Source organism: Pseudomonas fluorescens Q2-87 (assembly GCF_000281895.1).
In the GTDB taxonomy this organism is placed as follows: Bacteria; Pseudomonadota; Gammaproteobacteria; order Pseudomonadales; family Pseudomonadaceae; genus Aquipseudomonas; species Aquipseudomonas fluorescens_S.
Genome location: NZ_CM001558.1, coordinates 5,454,186 through 5,481,071 on the forward strand (window position 1 = coordinate 5,454,186; position 26,886 = coordinate 5,481,071).

A 26,886-nucleotide genomic window follows, 5' to 3' on the forward strand; every position below is an offset into this window, starting at 1 on the left:
CGCGACGCCAAGCAGGCGGTCAAACTCTCCGCACTTTCGTTATAAGATTACATAACACATTATTCATTTCCGGAGACTTGTCATGCGTCGTCTGCTTCTTGCCCTGCCGTTCGCCCTGCTGCCCCTGGCTGTCGCCCATGCGGCCGTCGAGCATGACCATGACCATGACCACGAGCATGGCAGCCTCGGCGCCCACGAACACGGCGTCGGCCGGTTGAACGCCGCCCTGGACGGCCAGACCCTGGAGCTGGAGCTGGAAAGCCCGGCGATGAACCTGGTGGGCTTCGAACACGCCGCCACCAGCGATGCCGACAAGGCCAAGGTCGCCGCCGTCCGTGCGCAGTTGGACAAGCCATTGGCATTGTTCAACCTACCCGCCGCCGCCAACTGCACCGTGGCCCAGCAGGAATTGGAAAGCCCGTTGTTTGGCGATGAACCGGAACACGACGACCACGATGAAGACGCCGATGGCGATGAACATCACGAACACAGTGAAATCCACGCCCACTACCAGTTCACCTGCGCCGCCCCTGGTACCTTGAAGAACCTGGACCTGGCGACACTGTTCAAGACCTTCCCGGCCACCCAGAAAATCCAGGTACAACTGATCAGCCCGAGCGGCCAGCAAGGTGTTGAAGTGACGGCCAAGGCGCCAACCCTGAAATTCTGATCTACTGCAAAACCCATGTGGGAGCCTGCTCCTACAGCTGATCTGCTGTGAATGCAAAATCAGGGTTCGCCACACATCCATGTGGGAGCGGGCTTGCTCGCGAAGGCGATGGAACATTCAACATTGAATGTCGACGGATATACCGCTTTCGCGAGCAAGCCCGCACCCACAGGTATTCAATCTGTGAAATCGGCAAACATGACCCAAGCACTCATCGAACTGTCCGACCTGGGCTTCAGTTGGCCCGGGCATCCACCGCTGCTGGATATCCCGGCGTTTCGCCTGGAGGCCGGCGAAACCTTGTTCCTCAAGGGCCCGAGCGGCAGCGGCAAGACCACGCTGCTGGGGCTTCTGGGCGGTGTGCAGACACCGGACCGTGGCAGCATCCGCCTGCTCGGCCAGGAACTCAGCAAACTGAGCGCCGGCAGTCGCGACCGCTTTCGTGTGGACCACACCGGCTACATCTTCCAGCAGTTCAACCTGCTGCCGTTTCTCTCGGTGCGCGAGAACGTCGAGCTGCCCTGTCACTTTTCCAAGCTGCGTGCGCAACGGGCCTTGCAACGTCACGGCAGCGTCGATCAGGCCGCCGCCACCTTGCTCGCTCACCTGGGGCTGACCGATCCGAACCTGCTGGAACGGCGCGCCGACTCGCTGTCCATCGGCCAGCAACAGCGGGTCGCGGCCGCCCGGGCGCTGATCGGCCAACCGGAACTGGTGATCGCCGACGAACCGACCTCGGCCCTGGACTACGACGCCCGGGAAAACTTCCTGCGGCTGTTGTTCGCCGAATGCCGCGAGGCCGGGTCGAGCCTGCTGTTTGTCAGCCATGACCAGAGCCTGGCGCCGCTGTTCGACCGCAACCTGTCGCTGGCCGATCTCAATCGCGCCGCCACGCCACTCGAGGTTTGAGATGTATTTGCTCCGTCTAGCCATGGCCAGCCTGGCGAACCGCCGCTTCACCGCCCTGCTCACCGCCTTCGCGATCGCCCTTTCGGTGTGTCTGCTGCTGGCGGTGGAGCGCGTGCGCACCGAGGCACGGGCCAGTTTCGCCAGCACCATCAGCGGCACCGACCTGATCGTCGGCGCGCGCTCAGGTTCGGTTAACCTGCTGCTGTACTCGGTGTTCCGTATCGGCAACGCCACCAACAACATCCGCTGGGACAGCTTCGAACATTTCGCCAGCAACCCGAAAGTGAAGTGGGCGATTCCCATGTCTCTCGGCGACTCCCATCGCGGCTACCGGGTGATGGGCACCACCGAGGCTTATTTCGAGCACTACCAGTACGGCCGCCAGCAACACTTGGAACTGGCCGAAGGCCGGGCTTTCGCCACTGACCCGTTCGAAGTGGTGCTCGGCGCCGAAGTGGCCGAGGCGCTGCACTACAAGCTCGGCGACAAACTGGTGCTGGCTCATGGCGTCGCAGTGGTCAGCCTGGTCAAGCATGACGACAAGCCTTTCACCGTGGTCGGCATCCTCAAGCGCACCGGCACCCCGGTGGACCGCACGTTGCACATCAGCCTCGGCGGCATGGAGGCGATCCACATCGACTGGAAGAACGGCGTGCCGGCCCAGGGCAACGGTCGCATCAGCGCTGATCAAGCTCGCAACATGGACCTCACGCCCCAGGCCATCACCGCGTTCATGCTCGGCCTCAACAGCAAGATTTCCACGTTCGCCCTGCAACGCGAGATCAATGAGTTCAGGGGTGAACCGCTGCTGGCGATCCTGCCCGGCGTGGCGCTGCAAGAGTTGTGGAGCCTGATGGGCACGGCGGAAAAAGCCTTGTTCGTGATTTCGCTGTTCGTGGTGCTGACGGGGTTGATCGGCATGCTCACGGCGATTCTTACCAGCCTCAACGAGCGCCGCCGGGAAATGGCCATCTTGCGTTCAGTGGGTGCGCGGCCCTGGCACATCGCAACCCTGCTGGTGCTGGAAGCCTTCGCCCTGGCCTTGGCTGGAGTGGTCGCCGGGCTGGCCTTGCTGTACATCGGCATCGCCGCCGCCCAGGGTTACGTGCAGTCGGCCTATGGCTTGTACTTGCCGCTGGGTTGGCCGAGCGAATATGAATGGACGCTGATGGCTGGCATTCTGGTCGCCGCCCTGCTGATGGGCAGCGTGCCGGCCTGGCGCGCCTATCGCCAATCGTTGGCCGACGGCCTGTCGATCCGCTTATGAGGACGTTGAAAATGCCCCGCGCCCTGCTTGCGCTGTTACTAATGGTCGCCTTGCCGCTGTGGGCGGCCGAGCCGAGGGACTTGGCCTGGTCGGAAATGATCCCCCCGGACGCGCCGCCGGAAGTGCCGAACATGACGCCGCTGCACGACCTGTCGAAAATGAGCGATGCCCTGGCCGCCGAAGCCGCACCGGCAGCCAAGCAGGATTTACCCAACGCCCCGGTGGTCAAGGCCCTCGACGGCCAGCAGATCCGTTTGCCGGGCTACATCGTGCCGCTGGAAGTCAGCGAGGAAGGTCGCACCACGGATTTCTTGCTGGTGCCATATTTCGGCGCCTGCATCCATGTGCCGCCGCCGCCCTCGAATCAGATCGTGCATGTGAAAAGCGAGGTGGGGGTCAAGCTCGACGAGTTGTACCAACCGTATTGGGTCGAAGGGGCAATGCAGGTCAAGCCGTCCACCAGCGAACTGGCCGATGCCGGGTATCAGATGGAAGCCGAGAAGATTTATGTGTATGAGTTGCCGGAGTGAATCCGGCTATTGTTTATTGCCTGTCACATAGCTTTCGCGAGCAAGCCCGCTCCCACAGTCGACCGCGTTTTTTCAGTAGGAATGCGGCCAAACTGTGGGAGCGGGCTTGCTCGCGAAAGGGCCCTCAAAGTTTACTCATCAATGATTTATTGAGCTGAGTCAATTAATCGGCCAAGACTCATTGAGCTGAGTCAAAAGACCGGGGCAGACGGCTTCGTACGATGGGACATCAAATTTAGATGCCCTTTGGAGCCCCCATGCACAAGTTCTTGCTCAGCGCTTCCCTCGTCGCCCTCGCGCTCGCCGCCCCGATCGCCCAGGCCCATACCGCTGGCGATATCATCGTTCGCGCCGGTGCCATTACCGTCAATCCTGAAGCCGACAGCTCCAGCGTCAAGGTCGACCGTGGCCCGCTGGCCGGCGCCGACCTGGGCGGCAAGGCCACCATGAGCAGCGACACGCAATTGGGCCTGAACTTCGCCTACATGATCACCAACAACTGGGGCATCGAGTTGCTGGCGGCCTCGCCGTTCGAGCATGACGTGAAAATCAAAGGCACCGCCCTGGGCGCGGCCAACAACAAGCTCGGCACCCTCAAGCACCTGCCGCCGACCCTGAGCCTGGTCTACTACCCACTGGACGCCAAATCGGCCTTCCAGCCTTATGTCGGCGCCGGTATCAACTACACCTGGATCTACGACGAACACGTCGGCAGCGAAGCCAGTGCCAACGGTTTCAGCAACTTTCGCGCAAGCAACAGCTGGGGCATGGCGTGGCAAGTGGGCGCTGACTACATGCTGACCGACAACATCATGATCAACGGCCAGATTCGCTACATCGACATCGACACCACCGCGTATGTGGATAACAACGCCGTGGCCGGCGGTACCCGGGCCAAGGTGAATGTCGATGTCGACCCGTGGATCTACATGGTGGGGTTGGGTTACAAGTTCTGACCGCGACTCGATAGCGACACAATCCATGTGGGAGCGGGCTTGCTCGCGAATGCGGTGGGTCAGTCACTTAACAGGTGACTGACAGAACGCATTCGCGAGCAAGCCCGCTCCCACAGTGGGTTTTGTGGCTGCTGGAAACTCAGCGGCCCAGCAACCGCGCCAACCCCACGTTCAGCGGCGTCTGCTGGGGGAAGCTGAAGCGCTGCACCAGCCGACGATTGTCAGCCCGCGAATGGCGAATATCCCCAGAGCGCGCCGGGCCGTAGCTGATCGGCGGCAAGTCACCCACCACTTCGGCCAGGGCCTTGAGCATTTGCTTGAGCGTCGTGGCCTGGTTCCAGCCGACGTTCACCGCTCCGACTTCCACCTCAGGCTTTTTGATGGCCTGCACCAGCAAGTCCACCAGGTCTTCGACGTAGACAAAATCCCGGGTCTGCTCGCCGTCGCCGAACACAGTGATCGGCAGGCCTTTCTGTGCCCGCTCGCTGAAGATGCTGATGACGCCGGAATACGGCGAGGACGGATCCTGACGCGGCCCGTAGATGTTGAAGAAGCGGAACACCACCGGTTCCAGGGCGTGCTGGCGGCGATAGAAATCCAGGTAGAACTCGCTGGCCAGCTTGTCCGAGGCATACGGCGTGAGCGGCGCCTTCGGGGTTTCTTCGTCGATGGACTGGCCTTCGCCATTGTTGCCGTAGACCGCTGCGCTGGAAGCGAACAGCACCCGCTTCACACCGACCTGGCGCATGGCTTCGCAGACATTCAGCGTACCAATGAAGTTGCTTTGGTGCGTGCGCACCGGGTCGTCCACCGAGGCTTGTACCGAGGCCACCGCGGCCAGGTGCGCCACGGCGCTGCAACCGGACATGACCCGGGCCACCAGCGCGGCATCGGCGACGTCGCCTTCGATCAGTTCGACAGCGGGGTTATCCAGCGGCAGGTTGCTGCGCTTGCCGGTGGACAGGTCATCGAGGATGCGTACCGAATGTCCCTTGGCAAGCAGGGCGTCGGTCAGGTGCGATCCAATGAAACCCGCACCGCCGGTGATTAAAACAGGGCCTTCAGCCATGGCGATAAAACCTATCCAGTAAGCCTGGGAGTGCCGCGCGCCAGGCGCGGGGCTTGATCCCGAAAGTGTGCAGAATTTTCTTGCAGGCCAGCACCGCGTGCTGCGGTTCTTCCGCTGCGTCCGGCCGTGCGGCGTGGGCCTGGGGCGTAGGCGCTTCTACCGCCAGGGGATGCAGCGCACGGGCTTCGGTGAGAATCGCCTGCCCCAGCGCCAGCGGCGTGGTCGCCTCGTGGCCGGCGTAATGATAAGTGCCCCACAGCGGCGCCGCGCAATCGAGTTGTTTGAGCACCGAGATGATGACCCGCGCCGCATCGTCCACCGGCGTCGGATTGCCCCGCCGGTCGTCGGCCAGCAGCAGCGCTTCGGGCAGTTCGGCCCGGGCCAGGAAACGCCCGAGGATGCCATCGGCGCTGTCGTCCAGCAGCCAGCCGAAACGCAGCAGCACATGTTGCGGACAGGTGGAACGTACGCTCTGTTCGATCCGCCACAGCGCCTGGCCACGCAGGCCCAGGGGCACGGGTTCGTCCTTTTCGCTGTAGGCGGTGGCGCGGGAACCGTCGAACACGCGATAGCTCGACGGCTGCAACAGGACGATGTTGTGGTGCTGGCACAGTTCGGCCAGACGCTCGACCGCGCGCTCCTGGCCGGCCAGGCGCTGTTCGCTCACCGCTTCGGCCTGGAACCAGTCGAAGTAGTACGCCAGGTTGATCAAGGCGTCCGGCCGGGTGTCGTCGAGCAGTTGCGTCAGGCTCGCGGCATCCCAACCGTCTTCGGGCGGGCGGGGGGCAAGAAAACCGATGTCTTCTTCTGCACCGAGGCGAATCAGCGCCTGCCCAAGGGCATTTCCGCCGCCCAGTAACATAAGGCGCATTCGCATAAAGTCAGCAGGCCCAGTCTATTGGCACAAGAATTTGGTCGACAACGCCCGCAGGCGTAGCCGGAATCGTTGCATTTTGCGGGTTTAGTGCGCAACCGTCACCCGTAAAGTGTGGATCCCGTAGTTTCGTTGTTCCTGATGGCCTCTTCGCGAGCAAGCCCGCTCCCACAGAGATCGCATGCACATTCAAGATCCTTTGTGGGAGCGGGCTTGCTCGCGAAAGGGCCCTTCCAGGCAATGGAGATCAGCCAACACTTGCATCCTCCCCACCCCGCCCGCATACACTGCCTCATGAATTTGCCCCTTGCAGCCGACCACGCCATGGCAGGCTTTCACCCCGCCGTCCGCGCCTGGTTCAGCCAGACATTCCCGGCGGTCACGGCCGCGCAGGCCCAGGCGTGGCCGTTGATCGGCCAGCGCCGTTCGACCCTGGTGGCGGCGCCCACCGGCTCGGGCAAGACCCTGACGGCGTTTCTCGCCGTGCTCGACGACCTGGTGCACCGCGGCCTGGAACAGGGCGGGTTGCCGGACCAGACCCTGGTGGTCTACGTCTCGCCGCTCAAGGCGCTGAGCAACGACATCCGGATCAACCTGCAAAACCCGCTGGCCGGCATCACCGAACAGCTGCGACAAATGCACCTGCCGCCCCTGCACATCACCACCGCGGTGCGCACCGGCGACACGCCGCAGAAAGAACGCACGGCGATGCGCAAGACCGCGCCGCACATCCTGGTGACCACGCCCGAATCGCTCTACGTGCTGCTGGGTTCGGATTCTGGCCGGCAGATGCTCGCCAGCACCCGCACGGTGATCGTCGACGAGATCCACGCCATCGCCGCCAGCAAACGCGGCAGTCACTTGGCATTGAGCCTGGAACGCCTGCAAGCGCTGTGCGCCGAACCGCTGGTACGCATCGGCCTGTCCGCCACGCAAAAACCCATCGAAGCGGTGTCACGCTTTCTTGTGGGACAAGGGCGAACCTGCGAAATCGTCGACATTGGCCATGCCCGCCCTCGGGACCTGGACATCGAAGTGCCTCCCGTGCCGCTCTCGGCGGTGATGGCCAATGACGTCTGGGAGCTGGTGTATAACCGCCTCGCCGAGCTGGCCCGGGAACATCGCACTACCTTGGTATTCGTCAACACCCGACGCCTGGCCGAACGCCTGAGCCGGCATTTGAGCGAGCGCCTGGGCAAGGATGCCGTCGCAGCCCACCACGGCAGCCTGGCGAAGGAGTTTCGCCTCGACGCCGAGCAACGCCTCAAGCGCGGCGAGTTGCAGGTGTTGATCGCCACCGCCTCCCTGGAGCTGGGCATCGATATCGGCGACGTCGACCTGGTGTGCCAGATCGCCTCGCCCCGTTCGATCTCGGCGTTTCTGCAACGGGTCGGCCGCTCCGGGCACCAGGTCGGCGGCACGCCCAAGGGCCGCCTGTTCGCCACCACCCGCGACGATCTGATCGAGTGCGCCGCCCTGCTCGACTGCGTGCGCCGTGGCGAGCTGGACATCTTGCACATCCCCAACGCGCCGCTGGACGTGCTGGCCCAGCAAATTGTCGCCGAGGTCAGTTGCCAGGAATGGCAGGAACAGGCGCTGCTGGAAACCTTCCGCCGCGCGTCCCCCTACGCGGAATTGGATGAAGGGCATTACCAGGCGTTGTTGCAGATGCTCGCCGAAGGTCTCAACGGCCGTCAGGGCGTGCGCAGTGCCTACCTGCACCGGGACGCCGTGACCCGCACCTTGCGCGGGCGCCGGGGCAGCAAACTGACGGCGGTGACCAGCGGCGGCACCATCCCGGACAACGCCGACTACAGCGTGTTGCTCGAGCCCCAGGGCCTGAACATCGGCAGCGTCAACGAAGACTTCGCGGTGGAGAGCATTGCCGGCGACGTGTTCCAGTTGGGCAATACCTCGTATCGCATCATTCGCGTCGAGACCGGTCGCGTGCGGGTCGAGGACGCCCAAGGGCAGCCGCCGACCATCCCGTTCTGGCTCGGTGAAGCCCCGGGACGCAGCGCCGAATTGTCCCTGGCCGTGGCGCGCCTGCAAGCCCAGCTCGATCAACTGCTCGGCGCCACGCCAGGCAATCTGCAACCGGCCCTGGATTGGCTGACCGGCACCTTGCAACTGAACCTGGCCAGTGCCGAACAACTGGTGGATTACCTCGCGCCAGCACGCCTGTCCTTTGGCGCTTTGCCGTCCCAGGACACGTTGTTGATGGAGCGGTTTTTCGACGAGTCCGGCGGCACGCAACTGATCATCCACACACCCTTCGGCAGCCGCATCAATCGCGCCTGGGGCCTGGCCTTGCGCAAGCGCTTCTGCCGCACCTTCAATTTCGAATTGCAGGCCGCCGCCAGCGAAGACGCCATCGTGTTGTCACTGTCCACCAGCCACAGCTTCGAGCTGGACGAAGTCTGGCGTTACCTCAACAGCCGCAGCGCCGAGCAGATCCTGGTCCAGGCGGTGCTGGATGCGCCGCTGTTTGGCGTGCGCTGGCGCTGGAACGCCGGCGTGGCCCTGGCGTTGCCGCGTTATACCGGCGGGCGCAAAGTGGCGCCGCAGATCCAACGGATGAAAAGCGAAGACCTGATCGCCAGCGTGTTTCCCGATCAGATCGCCTGCCTGGAAAACCTCGCCGGCGAACGCGAGATTCCCGACCATCCCTTAGTGGAGCAGACCCTCGACGACTGCCTGCACGAGGCCATGGACAGCGAGGGCTGGCTGGCGCTGTTGCGGCGCATGGAAGCGGGCGAGATCCGCCTGATCAGCCGCGACCTGCCGGCACCCTCGCCGCTGGCGGCAGAAATCCTCAGCGCCCGGCCCTATACCTTTCTCGACGACGCACCGCTGGAAGAACGCCGCACCCAGGCAGTGATCAACCGGCGCTGGAGCGATCCACAGTCCACCGATGACCTGGGTGCACTGGACGCCGAAGCCATCCAGTCGGTTCGCGATGAGGCCTGGCCGAGCCCCACCAATCTCGATGAAATGCACGAAGCGCTGATGAGCCTGGCGTGCATCGCCGACAGCGAGGCCAGCGCCCACGAGCCGTGGCTCGATTGGTTACAGACCCTGGCCGAAGGCGGTCGCGCCAGCCATGTGCAAATCAGCGCCGAGCGTGGCCTGTGGGTAGCGCTGGAGCGCCTGACCTGCCTGCAAGGGATTTATCCACAAGCCCAATGGCAACCGCCCTTGACGCCTTTGGCCGGTTTCGATGAAACCTGGAGCAGCGACGAAGCTGTGGTGGAAGTGCTGCGCGCACGGCTCAGCGCCTTTGGCCCGCTGCCGTTGATGGCCATCGCCTATCCGCTGGGGTTATCGACGTCACAAGTGACCCAGGCCTTGGCGCAACTCGAACAGCAAGGCTACGTGCTGCGCGGCCGCTTCACGCCGGGTACCGGCCAGGAAGAGTGGTGCGAGCGGCATTTGCTGGCGCGCATCCATCGCTACACGGTCAAGCGCCTGCGTCGAGAGATCGAGCCGGTGATGTTGCAGGACTTCATGCGTTTCCTGTTCGACTGGCAGCATCTGTCGCCCTCCTCCCAAGGCCGAGGCAACGCCGTGCTGCCGTCGATCATCAGCCAGTTCGAGGGCTATCCCGCCGCCGCTTCGGCCTGGGACAGCGACTTGCTACCCGCACGGATCAAGGATTATTCGTCAAGCTGGCTCGATGAGTTGTGTCGCAGCGGCAAGTGGGTCTGGACACGCCTGAGCGCCCGGCAGAAGCTTTCGGCCAGCGCCCTGCGCAGCACGCCGGTGGTGTTGCTGCCGCGCAACCAGGTTGCGCTGTGGAGCAGCCTGGCCGAGCAAGTGCCGGTCAGCGAACTCTCGCCCAAGACGCAAAAAGTCCACCAGGCCCTCAGCGAGCACGGGGCGCTGTTTTTCGATGAGCTGTTGCACGAAGCCCATCTGCTGCGCAGCGAACTGGAAATCGCCTTGCAGGAACTGGTGGGCGCCGGCTTGGTGAATGCTGACAGTTTCGCCGGCCTGCGGGCGCTGATCACTCCCGCCAGCAAACGCCAGGCCCGCAGCAGCCGGAGCGGGCGCGGGGCGTTTGTCGGTGGCATGGACGACGCCGGGCGCTGGGCCTTGCTACGCCGCAGCCAACCTGCGCCCATGGAAGGCAACCGCCCCGCGCCGACACCGCCAGAGACTCTGGAACACATTGCCATGACCCTGCTGCGCCGTTACGGCGTGGTGTTCTGGCGCTTGCTGGAACGCGAAGCCGATTGGCTGCCGAGCTGGCGCGAGTTGCTGCGCACCTTTCATCGTTTGGAGGCCCGGGGCGAAATCCGTGGCGGGCGTTTTGTCAGCGGCCTCGCAGGCGAGCAATTCGCCCTGCCCGAAGCCATCCCGGTGCTGCGCGAAGTACGTCGCCGCCCCACCGATGGCAGCCTGGTCGTGGTGTGCGGCGTCGATCCGCTGAACCTGGCCGGCACCCTGTTGCCGGGGGCGAAGGTGCCGGCGTTGGCGAGCAATCGGCTGGTTTATCGGGATGGGTTGCCGGTGGCGGCGCAGATTGCTGGCAAGCAGCATTTCTGGATGGAGTTGGATGCTCAAGGGATGGCTGAGGTCCGGAACAAGCTGATCCAGAAAGGTTGAGGGTGTCTGGGCTGGCCCTTTCGCGAGCAAGCCCGCTCCCACAATTGATTTGCGGTGGATGGAGTTCCAGTGTGGGAGCGGGCTTGCTCGCGAAGGGGACATAAGCCTCACTACTAAGCTCAGCAACTATTAAGGTTGCTCAGGCACCTCTCCTCCTTCTTCTTTTGGCTCTTCCACTAACCGCTTGGGCAACACCACCTGCTGTGGATAAGTCTGCGCGAAGTGCACCGCCGGATGGTTATCCACAAGCTTTTTCAAACGCTGGTTGAACGCCCGGCTCACCGCATATTGGCCACCGGACACGGTGCGGAACTGGGCGGTGAGCACCACGCCATTGAGGTCCATGCGGTCCACGCCAAACACATCCAACGGCCCTTGCAGGTTGAACTTGAGGAACGGGTCTTCGGAAATCGAGCGGCCGGCTTCGCGGATCAGCTCGATGGCCTGGTCCACGTCAGTGTCGTAGGTGAACTGCACGGAGAAGAACGCAAAGGCAAATTGCCGCGACTGGTTGGTCACGGCTTTGATCTGGCCGAACGGCACCGAATGCACGAAGCCCTTGCCGTCACGCAGGCGCAAGGTGCGGATGGTCAGCCCCTCGACGGTGCCGGCGTGGCCGGAGTCGAGCACCACCCAGTCGCCGATCGACAGCGTGTCTTCGATGATGATGAACAGCCCGGTAATCACGTCTTGCACCAATTGCTGCGAGCCGAAACCGATCGCCAGCCCCACCACCCCGGCGCCGGCCAGCAACGGCGCGACGTTGATGCCGAGGTTGGCCATGGTGGTGATCGCACAAATCACCACCAGGATGATTTTTGCCGCGTTACGTAAAAGCGGCAGGATGGTCTTGATCCGGGTACTGGGCTGACGGGCGCCGCGCTTGTTCAGCGGCGGCTTCAAGGCTTCCTGGATGGCCGTGTCGAGCACCACCCAGGTGAGCCAGGTCATCAGGAAGATCAGGCCGATGCGGCTCAGGGAATCACTGATTGCCCGGCCCACGGCATTGCGCGAGGCAAATTCGAACAGCGAAATCCCCCAGATCCGTCCGAGGATCTCGATGAACGCCACCGCCATGACAATCCGCAGCAAGGCATGCAAAAGGCTCAACAGACGCCCCTTGTAGGCGCTGTTGCGCTGGATCTTCTCAGCCTTGGGCGACTTGAATATGTGCTGGAACACCGTGCTCAGGAACACCATGGCAATCAGCAGGATCGTGGTGAACAACGCGCAACGCAGGGCCTTCTGGTTGTCTTCGCCGACGCCAATCAGGCTCACCGCCGACACCAGCACCATCAACAGGATCGGCCAGTACCAGAGCCCGGAAAAAATCCGCAGCGACTCTTGCAGGGCCGGCTGTTTCAAGCGCTGGGCCAACGGTCGGTTGCGGATCAGGTGGGCCACGGGCCGGCGCAAGCGAATCACCAGCCAGCCGAAAATCACCGACGCGAACAGACCGGTGAACACGGCGATGCTGCTGGTGATGTTGCCGCCCAGTTGCCGGGCAATCTGTGGGCTGGTCAACGCATCACTGAGGGCGGCGAGGAAGCCGATCAGGAACAGCGGCCTGGGGCTCAAGCGACGAATCATCGCCACGGCCCGGCGCTTGTGGCCGGCGTTGAACATCACGATCACGCAGAGCAGCACCGACGTGGAGAAAATACCGCTGCTGGTGGCATAGGCGAAGCACAGCGCCAGCGCTCGGCCCACCGAGACCTGCAGGAAGTGGCTGATGTACAGGGTCAACGGCAGGCAGACCAGCGCCGGCACGGTATAGGGCAGCAGGTAACCGAGCAGGTCCCGCACGCGCTGGCGGGTACGCAGCCAGCGACGACGGTTCAAATGTCGGATCAACAGCCGGGCCGTCGTCCACATCACCGCAAATGCCCCGATCCATACGCCGGACAGCAGCAGGAAATCCCCCGCCACGCGCCAGGACGAACGGGACGTCTGGTCCACCAGCCGATCCACTTCATCCGCCGCCCGGTCCGCCCGCAGGCGCCAGGCATCTACCAGGCTCTGGTTCAGGTCGAGTTTGTCCTGGACGTCGTCGATGCTCGAACTGATGGCGCCCAGCAACCCGCCCTGCACCAGCGGCTCGGGCTCGGCGGGGGCCTCGCTGGGTTTCGAGGTGCCGGGGACGGCGGCGGTCCCGTAGGCGCCAGTGCCGCTCAATGTCAGCAAGATCAGCAGCAATACGGTGGTCAATCGAGACAAAACACGGGGCTCCTCTACACAGGATCGGTAAGGAACTGATCAATAACGGGCGGGCAAGTTCGCTCGAAAGGTCAATACACCCCCCTGTGGCGAGGGAGCTTGCTCCCGCTGGGGCGCGCAGCGGCCCTGTTTTTGAGGTTGATGCTTTGGCGCTACTTTGGGGCTACTGCGCAGCCCAGCGGGAGCAAGCTCCCTCGCCACGGCGAAGTGCAGCTGGTCTCCCCACCACCGGTAAGACCATCGAAACTTTCCAGCTCGCCCGACAGTCATCACAAGACACAGGCAGTACGAGGTCATTGGCACGGGAGGACACATGACGGCGATCCACATTGGCATTTCCGGTTGGCGCTACACGCCCTGGCGGGGGGATTTCTACCCCAAGGGGCTGACCCAGAAACGGGAATTGCAATTTGCTTCGCGAGCGGTCAACAGCATCGAAATCAATGGATCGTTCTACGCCCTGCAACGCCCCGAACGGTATGCCCAGTGGTATGCCGAGACGCCGCCCGGCTTTGTGTTCAGCGTCAAGGCCCCGCGTTTCATCACCCACATCAAGCGCCTGCGGGACATCCACAAGCCGCTGGCCAATTTCTTTGCCTCCGGCGTGCTGGAGCTCAAGGAAAAACTCGGCGTGATCCTCTGGCAGTTTCCCCCCAGTTTCAAATTCGACCCCGAACTGTTCGAAGACTTCCTCAAGCAATTGCCCCACGACACCAAAAATGCCGCGGCCTTGGCCCGGGAGCATGAGCCGCGCCTGGACGGCCATGCCAGCACCGAGACCGATAAAAAACGGCCGCTGCGCCACGCCGTCGAGATCCGCCATGAGAGCTTCATCGACCCGCGCTTTGTCACCCTGCTCAAGCGCTACGATGTCGCCTTGGTGATCGCCGACACGGCCGGCAAATGGCCTTATCGCGAAGACGTCACCAGCGATTTCGTCTACCTGCGCCTGCACGGTGCCGAAGAGCTGTATGCCAGCGGCTACACCGACGAGGCGTTGAAACGCTGGGGTGACCGGATCGAAGCCTGGAGCCATGGCACGCAGCCGGGTGATGCGCACCTGATCGACCCGAAAAAGAAACCCCGGGCCCGCAAGAGCCGCGAGGTGTTCTGCTACTTCGACAATGACATCAAAGTCCGCGCGCCCTATGACGCACGCCACCTGCTGGAGCGCTTCGAGCTGGACAAAGGCCTCGCCACCGCACCCGGTGTGCGCCCGGCCGAGGGAGTCTTGCCATGAGCATTCCAGAATCCACCGAAGCCGCCCGCGACCCGACCCAACGCCCGGCCCAGAGTCTTGAGCGGGTCAGCCGTTTCACCGTTCTGACGGTCAACACCCATAAAGGCTTCACTGCCCTGAATCGGCGTTTCATCCTGCCGGAACTGCGCGAAGCGGTGCGCAGCGTGTCCGCCGACGTGGTGTTTTTGCAGGAGGTCCACGGTACCCACGAGCAGCATCCCCAGCGCTACAGCAACTGGCCGAGCATGCCGCAATACGAATTTTTAGCCGACACCCTCTGGCCGCAATTCGCCTACGGGCGCAACGCCGTGTACCCGGCGGGCGACCACGGCAACGCGCTGCTGTCGAAATTCCAGATCATTCGCCACGACAACCTGGACGTGTCCATCAGCGGCCATGAAAGCCGCGGCATGCTCCACAGCGTCCTGCGCCTGCCGGGTGAAGAAGGGCTGCAAGTCCACGCCATTTGCGTCCACCTGGGGCTGCGCGAAGTCCATCGCGTCGAGCAACTCAAGTTGCTTTGCCAACGCCTGAGCGAGTTACCGCCCGAGGCGCCGGTGATCGTTGCCGGCGACTTCAACGACTGGCTCGGCAAGGCCAGCGCCCTGCTCGAACCTTGCGGCTTGCGCGAGGTGTTCGCCGAGCACGGGGGCAAACCGGCCCGCAGCTTTCCGGCACGCCTGCCGATCCTGCGCCTGGACCGCATCTACGTGCGCAACCTCAAGGCCCATCACCCCAAAGTATTAAGTGTCAGGCCTTGGTCGCACCTTTCCGACCACGCCCCGTTGTCGGTGGAGATCGAATTATGAGCGCGACGATGAACAAGGCGACCGTGGAGCAGGTCGAGGTGCCGCCCTCCGAGCGCAATCCAGCGCTGGCTGATATTGAATATGGCTGGCACGGCAACAACCGCGTCACGCTCCTGGAAAACGGCGAGGAATATTTCCCCCGGGTATTCGAGGCCATTCGCCGGGCAGAAACAGAAATTCTGCTGGAGACTTTCATTCTGTTCGAGGACAAGGTCGGCTACGAACTGCGGGATCTGTTGGTGGACGCCGCCCACCGAGGCGTGCGCATCACCGTGAGCCTCGACGGTTTTGGCTGCGGCGAGCTGACCACCGAATTCCTGGAATCCCTGAGCGAAGCCGGGGTGCGCCTGCAAATGTTCGACCCCGCGCCCCGGCACTTGGGGATCCGAACCAACTGGTTCCGTCGCCTGCACCGCAAGATCGTGGTAGTGGACGGGGTGATTGCGTTCATCGGCGGGATCAACTTTTCCGCTGACCACCTGGGCGATTTCGGCCCCGAGGCCAAGCAGGATTATTCAGTAGAGGTCAAAGGCCCGGCGGTGGTCGACATCCACCATTTCGCGCTGTTGCAAAGCGGTCGCCCCGCCCGGGCCAAGTATTGGTGGCAACGGCGCCGCAGCCGACGCTCCGAGTTGGCCTTCAATGATCACGACGGCCAGGTGCGCCTGGTCTATCGGGACAATCACGAACATCAGACCGACATCGAAGAGGTCTACCTGCAAGTGCTGCGCAGCGCCCAGCGGCGGGTGGTGATTGCCAACGCCTACTTTTTCCCTGGTTATCGGCTGCTGCGCGAGATCCGCAATGCAGCGCGGCGCGGCGTGGAGGTGCGGCTGATCCTGCAAGGCCAGCCGGACATGATGATCGCCAAGCTCGCGGCGCGGATGCTCTACAGCTATCTGCTCAAGGCCGGTGTGGTGATTTACGAATATTGCGAGCGACCGTTGCACGGCAAAGTCGCGCTGGTGGACGAGGACTGGAGCACCGTCGGTTCGAGCAATCTCGACCCGCTGAGTTTGTCCCTGAACCTGGAAGCCAACGTGCTGATCCGTGACCGGGCGTTCAACCGTGAGCTGTTCGAACGCCTCGACTACCTGGGCCGCAACCATTGCACCGTCATGCCCGAAAACCATGCCCCGCGGGGCCTGCTGTGGCGCATGACCATCGGGTTCATGGTGTTCCACTTCTTGCGCCACTTCCCCTCATGGGCCGGTTGGCTGCCGGCCCATAAACCACGTTTGAAACCTTTTTCGCCGCCAACGGCGGTGCGGAGCGAACCCCATGAACCACTCTGACGCGCGCACCGCGCCGAGAGACGCCCACGCGCCGGAGCAGACCAAGCCCGCGTCGCGCTGGAGCCGTTGGAAACGACCGCTGACCCTGGCTTTCTTCCTCCTGCTGATCGCGCTGTTCACCACCCTGGCCCGGCGCATCGACTGGTCCGAAGTGTTCGCCACCCTCGCCGATTTCAAGCTGCGCACCCTGATCATCGCTGCGGCGCTGACCCTCGCCAGCTTCATCACTTACGCCGGTTTCGACCTGATTGGCCGTACCTACATCCGTCAGAAACTGGGCTGGCGGCAGATCTTGCCGGTGGGGGTGATCAGTTATGCCTTCAACCTCAACCTCAGTGCCTGGGTCGGCGGCATCGCCATGCGCTATCGGCTGTATTCGCGATTGGGGGTCAGCACCGGAAATATCGCCAAGATCCTCGGGCTGAGCCTGGCCACGAACTGGTTCGGCTACATGACCCTGGCGGGTGTAGTGTTCAGCAGCGGCCTGGTGACGATGCCGCCGGGCTGGAAGTTGAGCAGCAATGCGCTGCAAGGCGTGGGCGTGCTGTTGCTGCTGGTGAGTGCCGGGTATCTGTTGGCGTGCCGGTTCTCCAAGCGTCGGGCCTGGACGGTTCGCGGCATGGAAATCAACCTGCCGTCGCTGCGCATGGCCGTGCTGCAACTGGCGCTGGGGGCGCTGAACTGGTCGCTGATGGCCGCAGTGATTTTCACTTTGCTGCCAAGCAAGCTGGATTATCCGGTGGTGCTCGGGGTGTTGCTGATCAGCAGTATCGCCGGGGTCATCACCCACATTCCGGCGGGGCTTGGGGTATTGGAAGCGGTGTTCATCGCCCTGCTGCAGCATGAGGTGTCGCGGGGCAGCCTGCTGGCGGGGCTGATTGCCTACCGGGCGATCTATTTCATCCTGCCGTTGCTGATCACAGTGGTGATATATCTGGTGATCGAGGCGAAGGCGAAGGCGTTGCGGGTCAAGCCGGGGCTCAAGCGGTGAATACTTGAGAGACAAATTGCCAGTGCCGCCCTCTTCGCGAGCAAGCCCGCTCCCACACACGATCGCCGGTTAACGCACTTTTATGGCACTTGCACAAAATTTGTGGGAGCGGGCTTGCTCGCGAAGGGGCCGGCACGGACGACACAAAATTTCGGATCACCGCGCCTGGATGATACTCAACCGCTCTCCCACCACCATTTCCGTGATCCAGTCCACGAGGATCGAGGTGTAGGCCTGTTGTGACACGGGGTCACTCAAGGCATGGTCGGCGCCGTCGATGATCCGGTGAGTCAGCGAATGGGTCTGCTGGCAGGCGGCCCGGTAGCTCATGATGGTGGCGTGGGGCACATGATCGTCGGTCTCCGACTCCACCAGCAGCACATCCCCGGTAAATTGCGAGCAGGCATGCAAGGCGCGGTTGGTGTCGGCGTGCACCAAGGTGCTGCGGTAATCCAGCAGATCGCTTTTATCCAGGTCGCGCTTGGCCGTGTGCCATTGCTCGTCGCGGTACAGCGCCGGCACGCGCAGCGCCAGCCAGCGCACCGGTCGCAGCGATGTCAGGATCGAGGCCAGGTAGCCGCCGTAGCTGGTGCCCACCACGGCGATTGCCGAAGTGTCCAGGGCTGGATGGGCCAGCAGCCGATCATAGGCCGCCAGCAGGTCGCGCAAATTGTCTTCCCGGGTGACCCGGGACAAGGGAATTCCCGCCCCGCCCGTGTGCCCGCGCAAGTCGAACGTCAGGCACACGCAGCCCAGGCCGGCGATGCCCTTGGCCCGCTCCAGGTCGCGCTGTTGGCTGCCGCCCCAGCCGTGCACGAACAACACGCCGGGGACCTTGGATTTGGGACTCAGGAAAGTCCCGTTCATGTGCTCGTCATCAATGGGAATCTGAATGGTCTCGCTTCTAGCCGTCATGGGAATGAACCGTTACGTATTTGAGTAAAAAGTCACCGTGTTCCGCTGGGCCTCGATACACCTCCTTGGCCCCGGCCGGCAGCGGCTGGTCGAGGTAGGTTTCCACTGAAGAGACGCGTACCGCGCCGATGGAGGGGTCCTCGACAAACGCTTGCAGAGCCGCCAGCTCAGCACTGCTGGCCCCGCCCATGCGCCACGATTGTTCCAGCACACCGCCACGGGGCTGCCCGCCGGCATCGATGCCTTGGGCGATGTCGTAATTGCGCCGGGAAGCAAAAAAACCCGGGTAGGCCTGGCTGGCGGCGTCGTCGAACACTTGGGCCAGGCGCACCGCCTCGCGCACGTCGTCTGGCAGCTCAAGCCTGAGCAACTCGATGTAGCCGCCCTGCGCCACCAACAGGTCCGAACCGCCGTATACCTCCAACCCTTCGTTGTCGTGGGTCAGATGCTGCACACCGCAATAGCTCAGGACCTGGCCATTGATGAAGCTCTGGCCGACGCTCTGGGTCTTGACCTCGCTGAGGTTCTGCTCCAGCACCACACCCTCGCGAAACAGCGCCTGGGCATCAGGCCGGGCGGCAACTTCGTCGAACTGCCCCAGGCTCTTGATCACGCGTTGGTCGCGTCCGGCGCTGGCATGGATCGGCTTGAGACGGATCGGCCCGGTGTAGAGCAAATGCTCGGCGGCCGGGCGCGCATCCTTGAGGGAAAAAACCGTCACACCATCCAGCACCGCGCCCCGGATCAACTTGGAAAACAACGGCGACCAGCCGATCGGCGCGACCGCCTGCTTATTCAGCAGACCGTGGGCGATTGCCTTGGTGCAAATGAAATCATGCTCGACGAAACCGCCCCACAGGTCCTCCGGTCCCTTGATCCCCAACCGTCGCGCGGCCTCGGCGCCGATCAGGGTCTGGGTGGGCAGCAGATACACATCCTGCCCGGCAGGTTGTTGCCCGTCATGGCTGCCGCCGTACTCCAGTCCCAGGATCTGCGCCAGCCAACGGGCCAGCGCACGATTGGTTTCGACTTCATGGAGCGGCGCGTGAGGGTTGACCGAATAGGCCATTACCGTTTTGCTGCGATTGACTGGCGTCATGCGTTGCCTATCTCCTGCTCTCGATGGCTGTAGAGAAAGGGGTGCAGAGATCAGGCCAACGGTGGATCGGACCGGGACGGTCCAGCAAGCGGGCGTTATCGCGGAAGTTGATAGCCAGTGGCCTGCGACATTCTGCACGACCTGGCCTGAACATCTGGCAAATTGCACGATGGGGTGGGCGCCCAAGCATCACGGGGCACAAATCGTACCCTCAGACTTTGGACACGCTCGGTGGGCTCACCCCAAACCTCGTCCGGTAATCACTTGGCGCCAGCCCGGTGATTTTCTTGAACAGAGCCCGAAAAGCGCTGGGGTCCTGATAACCGACGGTCCAGGCGATATGGTCAATGGTGCCATTGGTGAATTCGAGCATTTCCCGGGCCTTGCCGACGCGCAGGTGCTGGCAATACTCGGTGGGCTTGAGCCCGGTGGCGGCGCGGAATCGACGCAGGAACGTGCGCTCCTCCAACCCGGCACGCTCGGCCATCGTACTCAAGGATACGTCCACCGCACCGCTGCCTTGCAGCCAGTGCTGGACCTTGAGGATGGCTGAATCGCCGTGCCCGAGGATCGGCGCGAAATTGCTGCCGCACTGGCTCGCGCTGTCGCTGTGCTCGATCACCAAAAACCGCGCCGTAAGCGTAGCAATGCTCGGGCCGAGCAGGCGGTCCACCAACCGCAGCCCAAGCTCCGACCAGGCCATCAGCCCGGCAGTGGTGATCAGGTCACCGTCGTCGACGATGGGTTTGTCGGCGTTGAGCTTGATCCTTGGATAACGCGCGGCGAAGCTCTTGGCCGAAGTCCAGTGGGTAGTGGCGCTGCGTCCGTCGAGCAAGCCGCTTTCGGCCAGCAGAATCGAACCTACGCAGACCCCGCCCAACACGGTGCCACCGGCGTGCTGCGCGCGCAGCCAATCCATCAAGCCCCGGGAGGCCTGGCCTTCGTTAAAACCGCCCAGGGAAGGTGGAATGAGCAACGCGACCAGCTTGCCCGCCGGGCCGGTTTCGCTGTCGAACACCCGCTGCGGGGCCTCGCCGTTTTCCGCCCGCCAGTGACTCACCCGCAGCCTCGGCAACTGGGCGCTGGCCTGCTCGGCGGCGATCCTCTGCGCCACGGCAAACAGGTCGGTCAAGCCGTGCACTGCCGCCAATTGCACGCCGGGATAAAGCAGCACCCCAAGTTCGGCAATTGCCCTTTCCTGCGTCATTGTCAGTTTTCCCTCGCTTATTGTCGTTGCGGCCAATCCTCGAACTGCCGGCAAAAGCCAATACTGGCTCCACTCCAACCTGATCAAGGAAGCCCCCATGTCCAAGCAAGCGCTCATCGTAGTCGATATCCAGAACGACTACTTCCCTAACGGAAAATGGCCACTGGTCGGTGCCGAAACCGCCGCCGACAACGCTGCGAAGCTGATCGAAGCCTTTCGGCAGGCCGGGGATCACGTGGTGCATATCCGCCACGAATTCACATCCGATTCCGCGCCATTCTTCACACCGGGTTCCGAAGGCGCCAAGTTGCATCCCAAGGTGCTCAACCGCGCCGAAGAACCGGTGGTGCTCAAACATTTCGTCAATTCGTTTCGCGAGACCGAGCTGCAAGCCATCCTCGACCAGCACGGCATCGAGCAATTGGTAATCGTCGGCAGCATGAGCCACATGTGCGTCGATGGCGTCACCCGGGCCGCAGCTGACCTGGGCTATAGCGTCACGGTCATTCATGACGCCTGCGCCACCCTCGATCTGGAATTCAACGGTGTCGTTGTCCCGGCCGCCCAGGTGCACGCGGCGTTCATGGCGGCGCTGGGGTTTGCTTATGCGAGTGTGGTGAGCACGGAGGCGTTTTTGGCTGGCACTCTATAAATACCCGGAAAATCCAATAAACCGCGCTTCGTCGCCGAAGTGCGGTTTTGTCTCAAGCAATAGCGGTGTGCCTGGAAGCGATCAAATCTCCAGTATTGGCAACAACCTCGGCATGGTCGCTACGAACCCCATCTGCTGCGCTCCGCGCACAAGCCCTTTCAATTTCTCGCCGCTCGCCTGGTCAGCATCCCGCAGCCACTGCCCCGCCACACCGATCAACCGCACATGATGATAGATCCAGGCACACGAGGCCGACTCGGGCAATGCCGCCATTTGCTGGCCATGCCAGATCGCCTGTTCGATATTGCCCGCCAACAAGCAGGTTTCAGCGGCAGCCACGCGAAAGCGCAAGGCATTGTGGGCCAGACAGGCTTGAGCGAGCTGGGCTTCGCCCTTCGACAAGGCCTGCTGGCTGAGCTGCTCGTCGTCGCTGATCATCGCCAGGCTGCCGTAGACCCAGGGTCCGATGTAACGCTGAATCTCGAAGCGTTCCACCAGGCTCGCCGCTTCCATGATCAATGTCTGTGCCAGCCCACGCTCACCCTGGCGCAACGCCACCCGCGCCAACCCTTCCAGCAGGATCGCCTCGAAACGGCTGGCGCCAAGGCTGCGCGCCAGCACCAGGGCGCAGCTCAGCTCTTGCTCTGCCAACGAATCCTGGCCGCCCGCCACCAGTACCCAGGCCGCAGTCAATCGCGAAAAGATCTGCGCTCGATGATTGCCCTGCCGGACGCTGTGTTCGATGGCCTCCATGGCATCACGCAAGGCTGGTTCCGGCTGGCCCAAGTAGAGTCGCGCCGATCCCCGGGCACTGCGATTGCCCGCTTCCACGAGTGCCAGCCCATTGCGCTCGCACAGGCGCACGCACTGGTCGAAGACTTCATAGGCGGTCTGCATGCGTCCTTGCGCGTAGTAGGAATCGCCAATGCCACTCAAGGCCTTGGCCTCGGTCTCCAGATCTCGACCGATGCGGGCGAAGGACAAGGCCTGTTCATGAAGCCGGCGACACTCGACGTAATCGCCCCGTGGAAAGTAGATGTTTCCACGCAAGTGGTTCAACCGGGCCAATGCTGTATGGGCCTGCATGGCCCGGGCGATGGGCAGCATGTCCTCGATCAGGCGCTCCTCCTCGTCCAGGCAATCGAGGGTATTGAGTGCTGCCGCCAGCCCCAACGCGGAGTCGATCTGATCCTGCGGCTGGTTGGCCAATCTCAATGCCCGCTGAAAATGCGCCCGGGCATCCACGGTCTGGCCCAGGCCCGAACATGCCTGGCCGCACAACAACGCGAAGGTAAAATCGTTCTGCGCGCGCTCGGCAAACACCGAACACTGCCGCGCCAGCGCAAGTACGCTGTCGTACTGGCAGGCCAGCCGTTTTTCGCCCATGGCGACCAACAGCGCATCGAACGCCGCCGGATCGCTGGCCCGTAGCAGATGCTGGGCATAAAGCATGCGGTCGCGCGTGCGGTAGAGATTCGCCACCTCACCGTGCAACTGCTCGCGAAGCAACGTTGGCATTGCATCGTAGAGGCAGTGCATGACCAGATCGTGGACAAACAGAAAGCTGCCTGGCTCGACCTCCCGCAGCAGGCCCAGGCGCATGTCCGCCGTTGGCAGATAAGCGGGCTGTCCCAGCGCTTGGCGCCACAGCGTCAGTTCGAAGCGACTCCCCAGCACGGCGGCGTAATGCAGGGCGCGACGCTGCTCGGCGGCCAGTTTGTCAACGCGGGTCTGGACCAGATGTCGCAGGCTGTCGGGGAAAACACCCTGCGGGCTCGACAGCAGTTGCGTCAGATACAGCGGATTGCCTTGGGCACGAGCGACGCATTCAGACCGGTAGCGCGGATCGACTTCGGTGAATTGCTCCGCCAGGACCGTGGCCTCCCGCACCCGGATCGGCGCAATGTCGAGCAGACTCATCGGGCGGGAAGAATGCGCACGGATTTCGCCCTCCAGCGGGTCACCTTCGGGACGGGACGTCAGCAGCCAGACGACCGGCGCTTCGTCAGTGGCATCGAGCAGCCTGCCGAGCAACGTAAACAGCGTGGCATCGCCCCAATGCAGGTCTTCGAGGCAGATCAACAAAGGCTGCTGCACCGCAATGCGCAGCAACACGTCGAGCAAGGCCTGGAAAAGCCCTTGGGTACGGGCCTGGTTGCTCATCTCGCCATAAAGGATGGGGGGTCGATAGACGCCACGCCCGCCAGCACTTGCAAGAACATTCGATGCTCGGCAGCCACTTTCAGGAGAGACATCGCGGCGTCCAACTGCGACACGCTAACGGGCGACGCTTCACCCAGCTCGAGCAGACTGGTCACCAGTTGTCCCAAGGGCCAGAGACTGTTGTCCATGCCGAAATCCAGCACATCGCCGCGATGGCAGGCAAAGCCACGCTGCCGGGCCATTTCAGAAAACTCGCTGACCAGCCGGGTCTTACCGATGCCCGCCGTGCCACGCAAATAAACGATGTGTCCGTCCTGGCACTCCTGGGTGGCCTCGATCACCACCTTGAACTGCAGTAGCTCGATAGCCCGCCCCACCAACGGACGTGATGCATTTTCATCAAGGCTGCGCGGACGCAGGCATTTGCGATAGGCCTGAAACTCATCATCGGTAGAGGAAAATTCAAACCGTGCAGTGAGCTGTTCCAGCAGGTTCTGCGCAACATACACCGGCGCATGCCCATGACGATCCAGCAGTGACTTTTGCGCAAACAAGACAGGCTCGGCCTCCTGCCCCGTGGTTTCGACACTCAGTCGCACAAGCCGCAGCAACAAGGCATGCCCGGGCGCTACGAACTGTTCCCGACTCAGCGCCAGCGCACAAAGCAGCCCCCGCTCACTATCGCTGCGATACGCCTGTGGAGAACCGAACTGGGCGATCACCACATCCTGGGTCAACCCCACTGGCACTCCGCCGAACTGACGCACCAGTCGCTCGATTTCATCCAAGAACGCCTTGGCTGGCAGCCCATCGATCCGAAAGGACAGCTCAAGCACATAGCGGATGACGCTGTCATCGACCTGTTTGCGCGCCTGTTGCACAAAAGCCGTCTGGTGCAGCTCGCTCATCGTTTGTTGGATATGCACCAAAGCCGCCGAGGCGGGATCGCCCAACAGCGCACTCACATCGACCCCGAAGGCCGTCGCCAGGTGCCGAGCGGTACGGTAAAGCACCAGCTTGCCGGTTTCGGCGCGCTTGATGGAGGCGATCGAGACGCATAAATGCCGGTTCAGGCAGGCTTCTGCCAGGGTTTCCTGGCTCAGGCCATGCTGTTTACGCAGCCCTTTCAACGACACAGCGTCCAGCAGGACACGACCGTCGGATATCGAGGCATCGCGCTTGGGCAGGACCGCAAAGGTGTTGTGTCGCAAGTCCATGGCGATAGCCCTTCCATCCTGGGACGACGGCAGCCGATCGAGTGTACTCCTGCGGCTCTCTCCGGGTTACTGAAAGATGGCATTTGGCCTGATACCAAACTGATACCGGACTGACACCGCTCTGGACTGTCCGGTTATCACGAGCCTCCAGATACTCAATCCCATCAATTGGCACCCAATTGATACAACCTGAGTATGGGAGAAAGGCGATGAGCGATGGACTGATGGGCAACTCGAGCAACGACCCGCGAGACATCGGCGGCTCGCAACTACTGGGGCGAGGGCTGAATCGGCTCGATTGGGCCCATGAAAGCAAGGAATGCCAAAAGGTCGGTGATACCGAGTCGGGCAAACGGGCCGTGGCGTACAAACAGACGTCTTATAACGTGGGCAAGAACGTCACCATGAGCACCGTGGTCGCCCAGGACAACTTCGTGACGGAGACGTTTACCTCCCGCGACGAGTACGAACGTCACACCCAGTCGAGTGTCGAGGCGGCCGGCAAGTACGGTGCCTTTTCCGCCGGTTTCAAGGTCACCTTCGGCAGCGACATCAAAACCTTCGAAGAACGTGAGGCAGCGCTGTACAGCCACACAGCACGATTGTGGAAACTGACTCTGGCGGTCAACCCAGAGAATGCCACCGAGACCTTCAAGGCACGCATTACCGATCTGCCCAAAACCTTTGAGGCAAGCGCTCCGAAGCCATTCTTCGATTTCTTCGTTGATTTCGGTGTCGATATTGTCAGCGAGGTGACCGTCGGTGGCTCGCTGAACTATGCAATGACTGCACTCAAGACCTACCTCAGCCAGACCAACACCCTCGATGCGATGGTCAAGGCTGAGTACGGCGCATTCGTCAGCGGCAGCGCATCGACCTCGATTTCGGAAACGGTCAAGAAAAACCTGGCCCATCGCAACGCGAACCTGACCACCCAGGGCGGTGCGCATTCGATCCGTTTCAATGGGGTTGACCCTAGCAACTGCAACGCAGATTTCGCCAAATGGCGTGAGTCGCTGGCCGATGATCCCAAGGTCGTGGAGTTGAAACTTTCACCGGTCTACCTCTTCGTCAAGGGCGGCGAGACGCGTACGGCGCTGGAGCAGGCCTACCAGTGGTACACCAGCTATAAGGCGGAAATCGACGCGAACTGGCAGGAGTCGGTGATCGTTCTAGGCCGCTCCGACCAACTCATGACCTCCGTCGCCACGGCGACCGGCCCCGCCCTGCGGATGGTATTCGTCAATAACAAGAGCAAGGAAACCAGCGAAACGTTTCACACCCCACCGGCAACAACTGCATCCACCGAGGACTTTGAAAAGTTCTGGGATGCGCTGGCTCTGATGCTGAAACAGAAAACCGGACACAAATTGTTGATGGCCACTGAACGCTGGCCCCGCGACAACCGCTACTACCCGACACGTGCCATGCGTGAGGCCCTGCGGCTCAACGGTGCCAGCGACCAGGCGCTCAAGCGCTGGGAGTCCCTGACCAAGCACATGCAGCCTAACCCTTTGGCCGGCCTCACTTACGTGTTGGCGGGGAATAACCTGGAAGTGCCGGGCGTCGACGGGCTCATCGCCGGTTTCGGCCAGGCGGGCAAGGACCTCAACCCGACGGTGAGAGTCAAGGCGCGCCTTTCCCATGACTCCTTCGGCAACGTCAAGCTGGTGCAAACGGAGAAGACCGATGAAGACCCCTGCACCGTGCTGTACATCGTGCGCAACAACACCGACACCAAACCGGCGCTGGCCTGCGACCCGCAGAACAAGACCCGCATTGCCATGCAAACGCCAGACAGGCACAACCCGGGGCAATTCTGGTACATCCCCGAACTGGAAAAACCTTATCCGGAAATCAACCATCCGGTCCTGTTGATCAATTATGAGACCGGAACGTGTCTGCAAGGCATGCACGACCGGAGCGACTGCCGTCTCAAGCCCATTGAACCGGGTCGCCAGCAAGACGACGTGATCTGGGACCGGCGCGGCGATGAGGTGTTCCATCTGTTGATGGTCTACTACTGGATGGACGCCTTGTGCCTGACCCAGGTGGAAAAGCGCGCCGCAGTCCGGCCTTGGCGCGAACCGCACGGCATGGATTGGTTGCGCGAGCAGCATCGTCCGTACAGTTGATACCCAATAGCTACATCCCTGTGGGAGCGAGCTTGCTCCCGCAGGTTCGTTGGGCGATTGAAC

20 protein-coding genes are annotated in these 26,886 nt (G+C 62.5%); 12 read left to right on the forward strand and 8 right to left on the reverse strand.

Features of this window, described 5'->3' with window-relative positions; genetic code table 11:
• The first annotated feature begins 82 nt into the window (after positions 1-82).
• From PFLQ2_RS03800 to PFLQ2_RS03780, 5 genes are all read left to right on the forward strand, one after another.
• On the forward strand, positions 83-670 hold the full coding sequence (locus tag PFLQ2_RS03800; protein ID WP_003185957.1) for a DUF2796 domain-containing protein: 588 nt from the start codon (positions 83-85) through the stop codon (positions 668-670).
• A 198-nt stretch (positions 671-868) separates the two neighbouring features.
• Positions 869-1,579, forward strand: coding sequence for an ABC transporter ATP-binding protein (locus tag PFLQ2_RS03795; protein WP_033046311.1), 711 nt, complete (start codon positions 869-871; stop codon positions 1,577-1,579).
• A gap of 1 nt (position 1,580) precedes the next feature.
• The gene (locus PFLQ2_RS03790) at positions 1,581-2,846 is read left to right on the forward strand and encodes an ABC transporter permease (protein WP_003185960.1); all 1,266 of its coding nucleotides are present in this window, start codon (positions 1,581-1,583) and stop codon (positions 2,844-2,846) included.
• 11 nt (positions 2,847-2,857) lie between these two features.
• Positions 2,858-3,376: a DUF3299 domain-containing protein gene (locus tag PFLQ2_RS03785; RefSeq protein WP_033046312.1), complete on the forward strand. Its 519-nt coding sequence runs from the start codon at positions 2,858-2,860 to the stop codon at positions 3,374-3,376.
• 257 nt (positions 3,377-3,633) lie between these two features.
• Positions 3,634-4,332: an OmpW/AlkL family protein gene (locus PFLQ2_RS03780; RefSeq protein WP_003185965.1), complete on the forward strand. Its 699-nt coding sequence runs from the start codon at positions 3,634-3,636 to the stop codon at positions 4,330-4,332.
• Positions 4,333-4,471: 139 nt separating this feature from the next.
• On the opposite strand, the gene PFLQ2_RS03775 is transcribed toward PFLQ2_RS03780, so the two are convergent.
• Both PFLQ2_RS03775 and PFLQ2_RS03770 read right to left on the reverse strand, forming a co-directional pair.
• Entirely contained in the window at positions 4,472-5,401 is a 930-nt protein-coding gene (locus PFLQ2_RS03775; RefSeq protein ID WP_003185967.1) for an NAD-dependent epimerase/dehydratase family protein, read from the reverse strand.
• Positions 5,394-6,278 (reverse strand): sugar nucleotide-binding protein, encoded by an 885-nt coding sequence (locus PFLQ2_RS03770; protein ID WP_003185968.1) that lies wholly within the window; start codon positions 6,276-6,278, stop codon positions 5,394-5,396. Before PFLQ2_RS03770 ends, PFLQ2_RS03775 begins: the two co-directional genes overlap by 8 nt.
• Before the next feature lie 291 nt (positions 6,279-6,569).
• On the opposite strand from PFLQ2_RS03770, the gene PFLQ2_RS03765 reads away from it, so the two are divergent.
• The gene (locus PFLQ2_RS03765; protein WP_003185970.1) at positions 6,570-10,883 is read left to right on the forward strand and encodes a DEAD/DEAH box helicase; all 4,314 of its coding nucleotides are present in this window, start codon (positions 6,570-6,572) and stop codon (positions 10,881-10,883) included.
• A 129-nt stretch (positions 10,884-11,012) separates the two neighbouring features.
• On the opposite strand, the gene PFLQ2_RS03760 is transcribed toward PFLQ2_RS03765, so the two are convergent.
• Positions 11,013-13,100 carry a mechanosensitive ion channel family protein gene (locus PFLQ2_RS03760; RefSeq protein WP_003185973.1) on the reverse strand — a complete coding sequence of 696 codons (2,088 nt, stop codon included), beginning with the start codon at positions 13,098-13,100 and terminating at the stop codon, positions 11,013-11,015.
• A 313-nt stretch (positions 13,101-13,413) separates the two neighbouring features.
• Between PFLQ2_RS03760 and PFLQ2_RS03755 the strand changes: the two genes are divergently transcribed.
• From PFLQ2_RS03755 to PFLQ2_RS03740, 4 genes are read left to right on the forward strand one after another with little or no spacing between them, the layout of a single operon-like run.
• A complete protein-coding gene (locus PFLQ2_RS03755; protein WP_003185974.1) occupies positions 13,414-14,340 on the forward strand; it encodes a DUF72 domain-containing protein in 927 nt (308 codons plus the stop codon).
• Entirely contained in the window at positions 14,337-15,149 is an 813-nt protein-coding gene (locus PFLQ2_RS03750) for an endonuclease/exonuclease/phosphatase family protein (protein ID WP_003185977.1), read from the forward strand. Before PFLQ2_RS03755 ends, PFLQ2_RS03750 begins: the two co-directional genes overlap by 4 nt.
• Positions 15,146-16,444 carry a cardiolipin synthase ClsB gene (clsB, locus tag PFLQ2_RS03745; RefSeq protein ID WP_003185979.1) on the forward strand — a complete coding sequence of 433 codons (1,299 nt, stop codon included), beginning with the start codon at positions 15,146-15,148 and terminating at the stop codon, positions 16,442-16,444. Before PFLQ2_RS03750 ends, clsB begins: the two co-directional genes overlap by 4 nt.
• Complete coding sequence (locus PFLQ2_RS03740; protein ID WP_003185981.1) at positions 16,431-17,435, forward strand: lysylphosphatidylglycerol synthase domain-containing protein; 1,005 nt, start codon at positions 16,431-16,433, stop codon at positions 17,433-17,435. The genes clsB and PFLQ2_RS03740 overlap by 14 nt, the downstream gene beginning before the upstream one ends.
• A gap of 156 nt (positions 17,436-17,591) precedes the next feature.
• Here PFLQ2_RS03740 and PFLQ2_RS03735 read toward each other — a convergent pair whose 3' ends face one another.
• From PFLQ2_RS03735 to PFLQ2_RS03725, 3 genes are all read right to left on the reverse strand, one after another.
• Positions 17,592-18,350, reverse strand: coding sequence for an alpha/beta hydrolase family protein (locus PFLQ2_RS03735; protein WP_003185984.1), 759 nt, complete (start codon positions 18,348-18,350; stop codon positions 17,592-17,594).
• Entirely contained in the window at positions 18,340-19,449 is a 1,110-nt protein-coding gene (locus PFLQ2_RS03730) for a DUF3182 family protein (RefSeq protein WP_003185986.1), read from the reverse strand. Before PFLQ2_RS03730 ends, PFLQ2_RS03735 begins: the two co-directional genes overlap by 11 nt.
• A 211-nt stretch (positions 19,450-19,660) precedes the next feature.
• Positions 19,661-20,656 (reverse strand): GlxA family transcriptional regulator, encoded by a 996-nt coding sequence (locus tag PFLQ2_RS03725; RefSeq protein ID WP_003185988.1) that lies wholly within the window; start codon positions 20,654-20,656, stop codon positions 19,661-19,663.
• Between the two features lie 97 nt (positions 20,657-20,753).
• On the opposite strand from PFLQ2_RS03725, the gene PFLQ2_RS03720 reads away from it, so the two are divergent.
• Positions 20,754-21,308 (forward strand): cysteine hydrolase family protein, encoded by a 555-nt coding sequence (locus PFLQ2_RS03720; protein ID WP_003185990.1) that lies wholly within the window; start codon positions 20,754-20,756, stop codon positions 21,306-21,308.
• An 81-nt stretch (positions 21,309-21,389) separates the two neighbouring features.
• Here the strand turns inward: PFLQ2_RS03720 and PFLQ2_RS30750 are convergent, their stop codons facing one another.
• Positions 21,390-23,471, reverse strand: coding sequence for a tetratricopeptide repeat protein (locus tag PFLQ2_RS30750; protein WP_003185991.1), 2,082 nt, complete (start codon positions 23,469-23,471; stop codon positions 21,390-21,392).
• The gene (locus PFLQ2_RS30755; protein ID WP_003185992.1) at positions 23,468-24,688 is read right to left on the reverse strand and encodes a helix-turn-helix domain-containing protein; all 1,221 of its coding nucleotides are present in this window, start codon (positions 24,686-24,688) and stop codon (positions 23,468-23,470) included. The genes PFLQ2_RS30750 and PFLQ2_RS30755 overlap by 4 nt, the downstream gene beginning before the upstream one ends.
• Before the next feature lie 209 nt (positions 24,689-24,897).
• Here PFLQ2_RS30755 and PFLQ2_RS03715 point away from each other — a divergent pair, with 209 nt between their 5' ends.
• A complete protein-coding gene (locus PFLQ2_RS03715) occupies positions 24,898-26,823 on the forward strand; it encodes an MAC/perforin domain-containing protein (RefSeq protein ID WP_003185994.1) in 1,926 nt (641 codons plus the stop codon).
• Positions 26,824-26,886: the final 63 nt, after the last annotated feature.